Raw genomic sequence first — 12,129 nt, forward strand, 5'->3', positions numbered from 1 at the left:
AGCCGCTGGATGGCCCCGCATCGCGAACGGATGCGAGGCCGGTATCGCTAGAGCGACTTGATCGGCTTGAGGCCGTTCCTGGACGGGACCAGGGAGATGGCGTTGCTCAGGGGGCGGCCGAATTCGGGAATGCTGATCTCGAAGACATCGCCGACCTGGGTCTTGATGCCGTCACCGAACGAGGCGACCGAGGTGCCCATGAACTGCACATGCACATCGCCCGGGCGCAGGAACTGGTCATACTTGAAGTGGTGATATTCGAGGTTGGCCAGCGAGTGGCACATATTGTCCTCGCCGGTTGGGAATGACTTTTCCCACAGCGTTGCGCCGTCGCGCAGGATGCGGACCTGGCCGACCAGATTTGGCGGCAGGTCGCCGACGAACAGCTCCGGGCCATAGGCGCAGAAGCGCAGCTTGGCATGGGCCAGGTAGAGGTAGTTCTTCTTTTCGGTGACGTGGTCGGTGGTCTCGTTGCCCACCGCAAAGCCGACGCGCCAGGGGGTGCCGTCGGGCGCAATGACATAGAGCCCCACCACTTCGGGCTCCTCGCCCGAATCCTGGGCGAAGTCGGGCATGGGCAGGGGCTGGCCCGGGCGCGAGACGATCGAGCCGTCGCCCTTGTAGAACCATTCCGGCTGGACGCCGGCCTGGCCGGCCGCGGGCTTGCCACCTTCGACACCCCATTTGAAAATGCGCATGGAGTCGTTGAGCTCGGCCTCTGCGCCGGCAATCTTGGCATGCATCTGGCTGCGCGCCGCGGCACTGCCGGTATGAGTCAGGCCCGTGCCGGCGATCACGGTATGGGCGGGGTCTTCGTGGTCGAGCGGCGGCAGGACGCGGCCTTCGGCCATCAGCGCGTCATAGTCATGCGCCTTGCCCGTGCCGCGGACCTTGACCTCTTCGGTCAGCGAGCGGCCGGCGACAATGGCGTCCAGCGCCAGCTGGCGGACCGTGGTCGTGCCGTTGAGGGTGAGAATGCTATTGCCATCAACCACGCCCACAGCGCGTGCGCCATCGGTGGGCTCGAACTGAATCAGCCGCATGAAAATACTCCGCTATCCTTGAAAAAGGGACGACCCCATGGGGGCCGTCCAGGTGGGGAGGCGGCCAGCCGCCTCCCGCCGGGTCCGCCTTAGTTGGCGGTGCCCATGTCCTCGCGTGCCTGCTGGATCAGGTCGGCGCCGATGGTTTCGGTGAATTCCTCGACGACGGGCGCAACGGTCTCGCGCATGCGGGCCATTTCTTCGTCCGACAGACGGGTCACTTCCATGCCCTCTTCTTCGAGCAGGCCGATCAGCCGGTCCGCGTCATTGCGCGACAGGTCGCGCTGATAGACAGCAGATTCATGGGCAGCCTCCATCACGAGCGCCTGGTCCTCGGCCGAAAGGCCATCAAACCAGGCCTTGCTGGCGAGCAGCAGGTAGGGCGTGTAGACGTGGCCGGTCAGGGCCAGATGGTCCTGCACTTCATAGAAGCGGCTGGAGTGGATGAGGCCGACCGGAGTCTCCTGGGCATCGACGGCGCGGGTCTCGAGCGCGGTGAACAGCTCGGGATAGGGCAGCGGCACCGGATTGGCGCCGAGCGCGGTGAAGGTCGAGATGAACAGCGGGTTGGGAATGACGCGGATGTTGAGCCCGGCGACATCGTCGACCGAATTGATCGGGCGGACCGCATTGGTCATGTGGCGGAAGCCGTTGTCCCAATAGGCCAGGCCCACCATGTTGAGCGCGTCGAGCTTTTCGAACAGCGCATCGCCGACGCGGCCGTCCATGACCTTATCGACCGCGGCAAAATCGGGATAGAAGAAGGGCAGGTCGAAGATCAGGAATTCGGGGATCGAGCCGACGAGGTTGGAGGTCGGGCCGACCATGACCTCGAGGATGCCGCCCTGGATGGACGACTGCATCTGCGGTTCGTTGCCGAGCGTGCCATTGCCGAACTTCTGCAGCTCGATGCGCCCGCCGGTCTTTTCGGCGACCAGTTCGGCGAACTTGTTGACGCCCTGGCCGACCGGGTGTTCCTCGACCGGCACATAGCCGATGCGGGCGGTCTGGGCCGCGGCGGGCAGGCTGGCCGTGGCCAGTACCAAGGCGGTGGCTGCAAGCAGTTGGGACAGTTTCATGGGTTTCCTCCGGTGTGTTGTTCGGTTCAGTAGAAGAGGTCGAGCGGGCCGGTGATGATGCCTGGAAACAGGATCAGCAGGACCAGCACGGCAATTTCGGCGAGCAGGAAGGGCATGACCCCGACCACGGCCTTTTCGAGCGGGATGCGGGCGACGCCGCTCACCGTGTTGAGCACGGCGCCGACCGGCGGGGTGATCATGCCGATGGCGGCGCAGATGATGAAGACCACGCCGAAATAGATCGGATCGATGCCGGCCGCCTTGACCACCGGCATTAGCACCGGCACCAGGATGGTGATGGCCGGCGTGAAATCGAGCACGCTGCCGATGATGAAGACGCCCAGCATCATCAGCGCCATGAGCAGGATGGGCTGCTCGATGAAGGGGCCGAGGAACCCGATCACCTGGGCCGGCACATTGGCGACGGTGATGAGGAAGGCCGTGACGCTGGAGGCGGCGACCAGCAGCATGATGATGGCGGTCAGCTTGGACGAGGCCAGCAGGCACCCGTAGAGGTCCTTGAGGGTCAGCTCGCGGTAGATGACCATGCTGACAAACAGCGCATAGGCGGCCGCCACGATGCCCGCCTCGGTGGGCGTGAAGACACCCATGCGTAGGCCGACAATGATGATGACGGGCAGGAACAGCGCCCAGACGGCGTCGCGCAGCGCGCGCAGCACGTCCTTGAGGCTCTTGCGCGGCAGGGTGGGCGTCTTGTCGTGGCGCGAGACGATGAACCAGGCCACCACGAGGCTGCTGGCCATGAGCAGGCCCGGCACGATGCCGGCCAGGAACAGCTGGACGATCGAGAGATTGGCGGTCACCCCCAGCACGACGAAGCCGATGGAGGGCGGGATGACCGGGGCGATGATGCCCGTTGCGGCCATCAGGCCTGTGGAGCGGCCGACCGGATAGCCGGCCTTGAGCATGATGGGCAGCAGCATGATGGCGAGCGTGGCCGTATCGGCGATTGCCGAGCCCGACAGCGTCGCGAGCACCACGCCAGTGCCGATCACCACATAGCCCAGGCCTCCGCGCAGGTGGCCGAACAGGGCCATGGCCACGTCGACGATGCGGCGCGACAGGCCGCCGGCCGTCATCAGTTCGCCGGCCAGCATGAAGAAAGGAATGGCCATCAGCGGATAGCTGTCGGCGCCATCGATCATCTTTTGGGCGAGAATCTGGGCGTCCATCATGCCCAGCATCCACATCATGGCGATGGCGCAGACCATGAGGGCGAAGGCGACGGGAACGCCAATGGCCATGGCGGCGCCAAGCGAGCCGAGGAAGATCAGGGCACTCATGGCGTGGTCACCTCGACAGGCAGGGCATTGGGCTGCAGCTGGCTGTGATCGCCGCGCAGGGAGCGGTAGAGGTTGAAGAGCAGGATGGCCGCCCAGAACACGGCGGCGGCGATGCCTGCGGCATACATCCAGCCCACCGAGACGCCCGACAGCGGCATGTGGTTGCTCCAGTTGACCTGGGCCTGGCGCAGGCTGCCCTGGAACACCAGCCAGCAGCACCACAGCATCAGCAGATGCGCCAGCCACAGAGACAGCACCCGCAGGCGCGGCGACAGCCGGTTGATCACGGCGTCGACGGAAATATGCATGCCTTCACGCAGGGCGACGACGCTGCCCAGCATGATGATCCAGACAAAGATCAGCCGCGACAGTTCCACCGAAATGGGAATGCCTGAGCGCAGGCCGTAGCGCAGCACCACGTTCCAGAATACCAGCAGGCACATCATGGTCATGCCCAGGACGAGCAGGTGCTCCATCCAGCGAAAAACGAAGAATTTGGGCTTCTCCACCAGCAGTCTCCTCATGCACGATCGGGTTCGCCTTACTATGGCGGTTCTCGGCTTTCGCGCATGACGGATTTTCTAGCGGCCCGCAGACGGCCTGTATAATGATGGGTTCTGATAGAGGTATGAGGAGGAGTTATACCCATGTTGCCGACCCTCGATTCCATGGCCGCCCGCCTGCGGCTGCGCCACTTCCGCCTGCTCATCGCCATTGACGATCATGGTTCGGTGCAAAAGGCCGCCGAGGCGGTGGCGCTGACCCAGCCGGGGGCCACCAAGGCGCTGCAGGAAATCGAGTCCGCCATGGGCGAGCAGCTGTTCATCCGCAATCATCGCGGCCTCGAGCCGAACGAGCTGGGCCATTGCGTGATCCGCTATGCGCGGCTGGTGATGACCGACATGCAGCACCTGCGCGAAGAGATGAAGGGGGTGCTCGAAGGCGTGGGCGGCAGGCTGTCGATCGGCATGATCATGGGTGCGGTGCCGCTGGCCATGGAGGGCCTGTCGCGCCTCTTGCAGAAGCAGCCCCAGCTTTCGGTCCAGGTGCACGAGGATACCAGCGCCCGGCTGCTCCACCTCATCGATGACGGGCGGCTCGACATCGCCATTTGCCGCACCAGCGTCAGCCATCGCCCGGAGCAATACCGCACCGTCAAGGTCAAGGATGAGCAGCTGTGCATCGCCGTCAGCGTGCAGCATCCCTGCGCCAAACTCAGCGCGGTGACCCTCGATGATGTGGCCGATTACCCCTGGGTGGTCTGCTCGGCCAATATGCCGATGCGGCGCCTCCTGGAGCGCGAATTCAACGAATATGGCCTGCAGTTCCCCACCAACCTGGTGGAAACCACCTCGGCCTTCGCCACCATGTCGCTGATGCGGCATAGCCACCAGATGGTCGCGCTGCTCTCCACCGATGTCGGCAATTTCTTCTCGCAGTCGGCCGCCGTCCGCGTGCTCCCCGTGACCCTGCGCACCCGGTCGGAGCCCTATATGCTGGTCACGCGCTGGGACCGGACGGAATCGCCGGTGATGCGGATGTTCATCGAGCAGCTCGTCGGCACCGACGCGGTGCCCGAAGCGCAGGCGGGGGTGGCGGAGCTGGTTCTGGCGTGACTGGGGGCGGGGCAGCGCTCCACGGAGCGCATGTCACCGGACGTCAGGCGCGAAACTCTCGCATAGCTGACAACCCTTGTTGGATGCCTGCAGTATGCAACATTGGAGGACGAAGCCCATGCAGACTTCAACGATCGAGATCAGAAATGTGGCAGGCACGGAAGCCGCACTGGGATGGGCAGACGGCCACACCATTGTCATCGACAGGCCTCAAGGCCGAGCGGGCGGTCTTGGGCTGGGTTTCAACGGTGCCCAGTTGCTGGGCCTGACAATTGGCGGGTGCTTTGCCAATGATCTGCGCTACGTCGCTGCCAATGCGGGCCTCAAGATAAAGGATATTGGCATAGAGGTAGAGGTGACCTTGCAGGGTGAGCCTCTCATAGCCACCAATGCGGCAATGCGTGTTTCGGTACAGATGGAAGATGGCTCCGACGCGGCCGACTTGATCCGGCGAACGAGTGAGATATCGATGGCCATGAATTCACTGAACAGGGGCATATCGGTTACGCTGAACGACTAGGCGTCCGCGCGCGTTGCCACATCACCGCATGATGTTAGAGTGGCCGCATTGCCCCCTGCAAAGTCCACATCAATGCCAGATCATGATCATGTGATTGGTTGGCTTTCCGATACCGATCCGGCGCTTCGATGGCAGGTCATGCGCGACCTCCTGGACGCCCCGGAAACCGCGTGGCGCGCCGAGCGCGGAAAGGTGGAAACCGAGGGCTGGGGCGCCCGTCTTCTGGCCTTGCAGGACGACGATGGCCAGTGGGCGGGTGGCGCCTTCGCCCCAAGCGATTTCGACTGGTCCAGGTGGAAGACGCTGGGACAACCGTGGACGGCGACCTGCTTTGCACTGACGCAGCTTCGCGAATTCGGTCTCGACCCGGCATCGGACCGGGCGCGGCGTACCGTCGAGCTGATCGGCAGGCATTCTCGCTGGGAGGAAGGCAGTCAGCCTTACTGGGAGGGAGAGGTCGAGGAGTGCATCAACGGTCGAACTGTCGCCGACGGCGCCTATTTCGGTGTCGACGTGACACCCATCGTTGAAAGGCTGGTCGGTGAGGTTCAGCCGGACGGCGGCTGGAACTGTGAGCGCTGCAATGGGTCGCGCCGGTCTTCCTTTGCTACGACGATCAACGTGCTCGAGGGACTGCTTGAATACGAGATCGCCACCGGCGGAACGGAAGCGTCGAGGGCTGCCCGCAAGTCGGGAGAAGAGTACCTCCTCAAGCGGAGCCTGTTCCGGCGTGCCGAAACGGGAGAAATTGCAGATCAGGCGTTCCTTGCTCTCCTCTATCCCAACCGTTGGCGCTACGACATCCTGCGAGGGCTGCACTATTTTCGCGCAAGCGGCATGCAGTCCCCCGGCGCCCAGCCCGACGAGCGCCTCGGCGAAGCGATAGGGATTCTCCGGTCCAAGCGGGATGAAAGCGGCGCCTGGTTTCTGGACTGGCAGACCCCCGGGCGGGTCTGGTTTCACATGGACGATGGGCCTGGCAAACCTTCGCCATGGATCACGCTCAGAGCGCTCAGAGTGCTGCGATGGTGGGACGGCTTGCATGCCGAAAGAAGATCGGGCTGAACGTCGGCTTTCGCGACCGGCCGCAAGCTGTCGAACCGCCCCGCACCCGTTGCCAACCTCATTGGCTGACACGCTGAGTTACACACCAACAGACACCCTCCAAATGCGCTATTGACGGCGCCCCGGCATCGGGCGTATCTCCCGCCTCAGGACATCTCGCCCTAACGCGAGACGCATAGACCTGGGAGGGTCGCTGAAGATGGCTGCAATGCCCCTGACCGCGCCGGCGGTGAAACCGGCTAATCCGAATTTTTCGTCGGGCCCCTGTGCCAAGCGTCCTGGCTGGACGGTTGAAGCGCTGGCCAATGCGCTGGTCGGTCGGTCGCACCGCAGCAAGCCGGGCAAGGCCCGCATCCAGCGCGCCATCGACCTGACGCGCGAACTGCTCGAAGTTCCCGCCGATTACCGCATCGGCATTGTCCCGGCATCGGATACCGGCGCCGTCGAAATGGCGCTGTGGTCGATGCTCGGCGCCCGCGGCGTCGACATGCTGGCCTGGGAAAGCTTTGGCGAGGGCTGGGTCACCGATGTATCCAAGCAGCTCAAGCTGGACGACGTGCGCATCCTCAAGGCGCCCTATGGCGAATTGCCGGACCTCACCCAGGTCGATTTCGACCGCGACGTGGTCTTTACCTGGAATGGCACCACTTCGGGCGTGCGCGTCGAGAATGGCGACTGGATCGCCGCCGACCGCAAGGGCCTGACCATCTGCGACGCCACCTCGGCGGCCTTTGCGCAGAATCTCGATTTCGCCAAGCTCGATGTCGTCACCTTCTCCTGGCAGAAGGCTTTGGGTGGCGAGGCCGCCCATGGCGTGCTGATCCTGTCGCCCCGCGCCGTCGAGCGGCTCGAGACCTTCAAGCCCGATCGCCCGCTGCCCAAGATCTTCCGCCTCACCAAGGGCGGCAAGCTGCTCGAGGAAGTGTTCGAGGCCGCGACCATCAACACGCCGTCGATGATCTGCATCGAAGACGCCATCGACGCCATGGAATGGGGCAAGTCGCTGGGTGGCCTTTCGGCCATGCAGGCGCGCGCCGATGCCAATTTCAAGGTGCTGGCCGATTGGGTGGCCAAGACCGACTGGGTCGACTTCCTGGCCAAAAATCCGGCCAACCGGTCCAACACCTCGGTCTGTTTCTCCATCGTCGATCCGGCGGTGACGGCCCTCGATGCCGACAAGCAGGCAGCCTTTGCCAAGGCCATCGTGTCGCGCCTCGACAAGGCGGGCGTCGCCTATGATATCGGCGCCTACAAGGACGCGCCCTCGGGCCTGCGCATCTGGGCCGGCTCGACCATCGAGACGTCCGATCTCGCCGCTTTGGTGCCGTGGCTGGACTTTGCCTTTGCCGAGGAAAAGGCCGCGCTGGGTCAGGCTGCCGCCTGAGCCATTGTATTCCCCCGATCGATACATTCATTCACCGTTCACAGATGTGACGGAATCAAGGAGGGCGTCATGCCCAAGGTTCTCGTTTCCGACAAGCTCAGCCCCACCGCGGTCCAGATTTTCAAGGACAATGGCGTCGAGGTCGACTACCTGCCCGATCTGGGCAAGGACAAGGAAAAGCTGCTCGAAGTCATTGGAAACTATGACGGTTTGGCGATCCGCTCGGCCACCAAGGTGACCGAGAAGGTCATCGCCGCGGCCACCAATCTCAAGGTGATCGGCCGTGCCGGCATCGGCGTCGACAATGTCGATATTCCGGCAGCGACGAAGAAGGGCATCATCGTGATGAACACCCCCTTCGGCAATTCCATCACCACCGCCGAACACGCCATCGCCATGATGTTCGCGCTGGCCCGCCAGCTGCCGGAGGCTGATGCCTCGACCCGCGCCAGCAAGTGGGAGAAGAACCGCTTCATGGGCGTCGAGGTGACCAACAAGACGCTGGGTCTGATCGGGGCAGGCAATATCGGCTCGATCGTGGCCGACCGCGCCATCGGCCTCAAGATGAAGGTCGTCGCCTTCGATCCGTTCCTGACGCCGGAACGTGCCCAGACCATGGGCGTCGAAAAAGTCGAGCTGGATGAACTGCTTAGCCGTGCCGACTTCATCACGCTGCATACGCCGCTGATCGATGCGACGCGCAACATCATCAATGCCGAGGCCCTGGCCAAGACCAAGAAGGGCGTGCGGATCATCAACTGCGCCCGCGGCGGCCTGATCGATGAAGCGGCGCTCTATGAGGCGCTCAAGTCCGGCCAGGTCGCCGGCGCGGCGCTGGATGTGTTTCTTGAGGAGCCGGCCGCGAATAATCCGCTGTTCGAACTGCCCAACGTGATCTGCACGCCTCACCTGGGCGCGTCGACCACCGAGGCGCAGGAGAACGTGGCGCTGCAGGTGGCCGAGCAGATTTCGGCTTATCTGATGACTGGCGAGATCACCAATGCGCTCAACTTCCCGTCCATCTCGGCCGAGGAAGCCCCGATCCTCACCCCCTGGGTGAAGCTGGCCGAAACGCTCGGCCTGTTTGCCGGCCAGCTGACCGAAACGGCGATCAGCGGCGTCAAGATCGAGTTCGAGGGCAATGTGGCCCAGCTCAATATCAAGCCGATGATTGCGGCCGCCATCAATGGCGTGCTCAAGCCATCGCTGGGCGACATCAACATGGTCTCGGCGCCCCAGATCGCCAAGGATCGCGGCATCACGGTGGAAACCACCACGCGTGACCGTCAGGGCGCCTATGAGGGCTACATCCGGCTGACCGTCACCACCGAGCGCCAGGTGCGCGGCGTGGCGGGTACGCTGTTTGCCAATGGCAAGCCGCGCATCATCCAGGTCAAGGATATCAACATGGAAGCCGAACTCTCGCCGTCCATGCTCTATGTCACCAACGAGGACAAGCCGGGCCATATCGGCCGTCTCGGCACGCTGCTGGGCAAGCTTGGCATCAACATCGCCAACTTCAATCTCGGTCGCGTCGAGGTGGGATCGGACGCCATTGCGCTCGTCTCCATCGACGGGACGCTGACCGAGGCCCAGCTGGCCGAGATCGCGTCGCTCGAAGGCGTCAAGCAGGCCAAGTCCCTGCGGTTCTAGAGGCCAAGGGCGTTTATCGCTTGGAGGGCCGGCGCTTTGCGTCGGCCTTCTGCATTTCTAGCGTCGCCGCCGGGCGGCCCATTCGGCAAGGACGATGCCACCGATGATGATCGCCGCGGCGAGGTAATGGTAGAGTTCCAGCCGCTCCCCGAGGATCAGAACCGAGCCAATTGCCCCGAATACCGGGATCAGGTTGTGGCTTGGCGCGGCGCGGTTGGGGCCGACCAGGTCGACGCCGCGGGCGTAGAAGACCTGGCTGAACATGGACGGAAAGATCATCACATAGACCAGGACCGCCCAGACGGTGGGCGACATGGCTGGAATGGTGGAAAAGGACCCGATGCCCGGGCCGAAGAGTTGCAACATCACGAGGCCGGTGATGGCGGCACCCATAAACGCGACGCCCATGAAGCTCATCATGTGGATAGCCGGGCGAAAGCGCAGGGCCAGCGTGTAGGCCGTGTAGGTGAGACAGGCGAGCAGCACGAAGCCGTCGCCAACGTTGATGTCGAGGGTCAGGAGACGGGTGAGATCGCCGTGGGTGGCGGTGAGCATGACGCCGGTGATCGCGATCAGGACGCCGACGATCTGCAGCCAGGTGGCCCGCACCCGGAAGACGATGAAGTTTGCCGCCAGAATCATCATAGGCAGCGCGCCCGTTTCGATCGACGAATTGACCGCCGTCGTTGTCGTCAGGCCGACATAGAGCAGCACGTTGTAGAGCGCATAGCCCAAGGCGCCAAAGCTCATGACCAGCGGCCAGGTGCGGCGGATCACGGGCCAGTCTGCCTTGAGGTAGGGCCAGGCGAAGGGCAGGATGAACAGCGTTGCACCCACACAGCGCGCCGCAAGCAGCAGAAATGGGTCGATTTCGCCCACGACCAGCTTGGCGGCCACGACATTGCCGCCCCAGAACAGTGGTGCCAGAATCAGCAGGAGGTAGGGCTGGTCGAGCAGGCGGGCCGAAATGCCGCGATTTTCGTGGTCTAGCGGCTTTGTCATCGTCGCCCGGGTGATGTAAGGACAATCGGACTTAGCAGTTATTCGGCCACGATCAAAATCACACCCAAGGTGGCCGGGAGGACAGACGTCCAAAGGGAGAAGGGTGCGGCGATTGCGCCACGCTCTTTGTGTCACGCCTATCCTGGAGAAGGTATTTCTATGGCTAATGTGGTTGTCGTCGGCTCGCAGTGGGGCGACGAGGGCAAGGGCAAGATTGTTGACTGGCTCAGTGAGCGCGCCGACGTGGTGGTGCGCTATCATGGCGGCCACAATGCCGGCCACACACTGGTCATCGACGGGGTCAGCTACAAGCTGGCACTGCTGCCTTCCGGTCTCGTGCAGGGCAAGCTCTCGGTCATCGGCAATGGCGTGGTGGTGGATCCGCACCATTTCGTCCAGGAGATGGCCAAGCTGCGCGGGCAGGGGGTCAAGATCACCCCGGAGATCCTGCGCATTGCCGACAATGCGCCGCTGATCCTGTCGCTGCACCGCGAGCTGGACGCGATCCGGGAAGACTCCAATTCCGGTCTCAAGATCGGCACGACCAAGCGCGGCATCGGCCCGGCCTATGAAGACAAGGTCGGCCGCCGCGCCATCCGCCTGATCGATCTTTCCGAGCCCGATACGCTGATGGTCAAGATCGAGCGCCTGCTCGGCCACCACAATGCGCTGCGCCGCGGCATGGGCCTGGTCGAGATTGAGGCGCAGAAGATCTACGATGAGCTGACCAGCGTTGCCGCAGAAATCCTGCCGTTCATGGACCAGGTCTGGAAGGTGCTGGACGACAAGCGCAAGGCCGGCGCGCGCATCCTGTTCGAGGGCGCCCAGGGTGCGCTGCTGGACAATGATCATGGCACCTATCCCTTCGTGACCTCTTCCAACACCGTCGCCGGCCAGGCCGCGGCTGGTTCGGGCCTGGGGCCGACGGCGATCGGCTATGTGCTCGGCATCACCAAGGCCTATACGACCCGCGTCGGCGAGGGCCCGTTCCCCTGCGAGCTCGACGACGATATCGGCCGGCACCTGGCTACCGTCGGCCGCGAAGTCGGCGTCAATACCGGCCGGCCCCGCCGCTGTGGCTGGTTCGACGCGGTGCTGGTGCGGCAGACGGTCAAGACCTCCGGCATTTCGGGCATCGCGCTGACCAAGCTCGACGTGCTCGACGGCCTCAAGGAGATCAAGGTCTGCGTCGGCTACGAGCTGGACGGATCACGGATTGATTATTTGCCTGCCTCAATGGGGGCACAAGCGCGGGTTAAGCCGATTTACGAGACCCTTGAAGGATGGTCCGAGACGACTGCCGGCGCCCGCAGCTGGGCCGATCTACCGGCGCAGGCAGTCAAATATGTCCGGTATATCGAGGAACAAATCGGGGCGCCGGTGGCCATGCTGTCGACGAGCCCCGAGCGGCTCGATACCATCCTTGTCGTTGACCCATTCCAAGACTGATTTTTTTTGCTACA

The 12,129-nt window shown here is 63.6% G+C and carries 11 protein-coding genes; 6 read left to right on the top strand and 5 right to left on the bottom strand.

Annotation, left to right across the window (positions count from 1 at the left end; genetic code table 11):
• Nucleotides 1-47: 47 nt before the first annotated feature.
• From araD1 to ACLI1C_RS18260, 4 genes are all read right to left on the bottom strand, one after another.
• Nucleotides 48-1,043 carry an AraD1 family protein gene (gene araD1 / locus ACLI1C_RS18245; protein WP_411398975.1) on the bottom strand — a complete coding sequence of 332 codons (996 nt, stop codon included), beginning with the start codon at nucleotides 1,041-1,043 and terminating at the stop codon, nucleotides 48-50.
• Between the two features lie 89 nt (nucleotides 1,044-1,132).
• Nucleotides 1,133-2,122: a TRAP transporter substrate-binding protein gene (locus tag ACLI1C_RS18250; RefSeq protein ID WP_411398976.1), complete on the bottom strand. Its 990-nt coding sequence runs from the start codon at nucleotides 2,120-2,122 to the stop codon at nucleotides 1,133-1,135.
• 26 nt (nucleotides 2,123-2,148) lie between these two features.
• Nucleotides 2,149-3,426 (bottom strand): TRAP transporter large permease, encoded by a 1,278-nt coding sequence (locus ACLI1C_RS18255; RefSeq protein ID WP_411398977.1) that lies wholly within the window; start codon nucleotides 3,424-3,426, stop codon nucleotides 2,149-2,151.
• Nucleotides 3,423-3,935, bottom strand: coding sequence for a TRAP transporter small permease (locus tag ACLI1C_RS18260; RefSeq protein ID WP_411398978.1), 513 nt, complete (start codon nucleotides 3,933-3,935; stop codon nucleotides 3,423-3,425). Before ACLI1C_RS18260 ends, ACLI1C_RS18255 begins: the two co-directional genes overlap by 4 nt.
• A 138-nt stretch (nucleotides 3,936-4,073) precedes the next feature.
• Here ACLI1C_RS18260 and ACLI1C_RS18265 point away from each other — a divergent pair, with 138 nt between their 5' ends.
• The 5 genes from ACLI1C_RS18265 to serA all read left to right on the top strand — a co-directional run bounded on the left by ACLI1C_RS18265 (nucleotide 4,074) and on the right by serA (nucleotide 9,664).
• On the top strand, nucleotides 4,074-5,042 hold the full coding sequence (locus ACLI1C_RS18265) for a LysR family transcriptional regulator (RefSeq protein ID WP_411398979.1): 969 nt from the start codon (nucleotides 4,074-4,076) through the stop codon (nucleotides 5,040-5,042).
• A gap of 118 nt (nucleotides 5,043-5,160) precedes the next feature.
• Entirely contained in the window at nucleotides 5,161-5,562 is a 402-nt protein-coding gene (locus ACLI1C_RS18270) for an OsmC family protein (protein WP_411398980.1), read from the top strand.
• 72 nt (nucleotides 5,563-5,634) lie between these two features.
• Nucleotides 5,635-6,627, top strand: a complete 993-nt coding sequence (locus ACLI1C_RS18275; protein WP_411399081.1) for a squalene cyclase — start codon at nucleotides 5,635-5,637, stop codon at nucleotides 6,625-6,627.
• 208 nt (nucleotides 6,628-6,835) lie between these two features.
• The gene (locus ACLI1C_RS18280) at nucleotides 6,836-8,011 is read left to right on the top strand and encodes a phosphoserine transaminase (RefSeq protein WP_411399082.1); all 1,176 of its coding nucleotides are present in this window, start codon (nucleotides 6,836-6,838) and stop codon (nucleotides 8,009-8,011) included.
• A 69-nt stretch (nucleotides 8,012-8,080) separates the two neighbouring features.
• A complete protein-coding gene (gene serA / locus ACLI1C_RS18285; RefSeq protein WP_411398981.1) occupies nucleotides 8,081-9,664 on the top strand; it encodes a phosphoglycerate dehydrogenase in 1,584 nt (527 codons plus the stop codon).
• 57 nt (nucleotides 9,665-9,721) lie between these two features.
• Here the strand turns inward: serA and ACLI1C_RS18290 are convergent, their stop codons facing one another.
• Entirely contained in the window at nucleotides 9,722-10,666 is a 945-nt protein-coding gene (locus tag ACLI1C_RS18290) for a DMT family transporter (RefSeq protein ID WP_411398982.1), read from the bottom strand.
• 159 nt (nucleotides 10,667-10,825) lie between these two features.
• On the opposite strand from ACLI1C_RS18290, the gene ACLI1C_RS18295 reads away from it, so the two are divergent.
• A complete protein-coding gene (locus tag ACLI1C_RS18295) occupies nucleotides 10,826-12,115 on the top strand; it encodes an adenylosuccinate synthase (RefSeq protein ID WP_411398983.1) in 1,290 nt (429 codons plus the stop codon).
• Nucleotides 12,116-12,129: the final 14 nt, after the last annotated feature.

The sequence above is a fragment of the Devosia sp. XGJD_8 genome, from assembly GCF_046614475.1.
GTDB lineage: Bacteria > Pseudomonadota > Alphaproteobacteria > Rhizobiales > Devosiaceae > Devosia.

Excerpts from the sequence above, each read along its gene's own strand:
- ACLI1C_RS18290 (WP_411398982.1), bottom strand. The coding sequence starts at position 10,666 with ATGACAAAGCCGCTAGACCACGAAAATCGCGGCATTTCGGCCCGCCTG.
- ACLI1C_RS18275 (WP_411399081.1), top strand. The coding sequence starts at position 5,635 with ATGCCAGATCATGATCATGTGATTGGTTGGCTTTCCGATACCGATCCG.
- ACLI1C_RS18255 (WP_411398977.1), bottom strand. The coding sequence starts at position 3,426 with ATGAGTGCCCTGATCTTCCTCGGCTCGCTTGGCGCCGCCATGGCCATT.
- ACLI1C_RS18280 (WP_411399082.1), top strand. The coding sequence starts at position 6,836 with ATGCCCCTGACCGCGCCGGCGGTGAAACCGGCTAATCCGAATTTTTCG.
- araD1 (WP_411398975.1), bottom strand. The coding sequence starts at position 1,043 with ATGCGGCTGATTCAGTTCGAGCCCACCGATGGCGCACGCGCTGTGGGC.
- ACLI1C_RS18295 (WP_411398983.1), top strand. The coding sequence starts at position 10,826 with ATGGCTAATGTGGTTGTCGTCGGCTCGCAGTGGGGCGACGAGGGCAAG.
- serA (WP_411398981.1), top strand. The coding sequence starts at position 8,081 with ATGCCCAAGGTTCTCGTTTCCGACAAGCTCAGCCCCACCGCGGTCCAG.
- ACLI1C_RS18250 (WP_411398976.1), bottom strand. The coding sequence starts at position 2,122 with ATGAAACTGTCCCAACTGCTTGCAGCCACCGCCTTGGTACTGGCCACG.
- ACLI1C_RS18265 (WP_411398979.1), top strand. The coding sequence starts at position 4,074 with ATGTTGCCGACCCTCGATTCCATGGCCGCCCGCCTGCGGCTGCGCCAC.
- ACLI1C_RS18270 (WP_411398980.1), top strand. The coding sequence starts at position 5,161 with ATGCAGACTTCAACGATCGAGATCAGAAATGTGGCAGGCACGGAAGCC.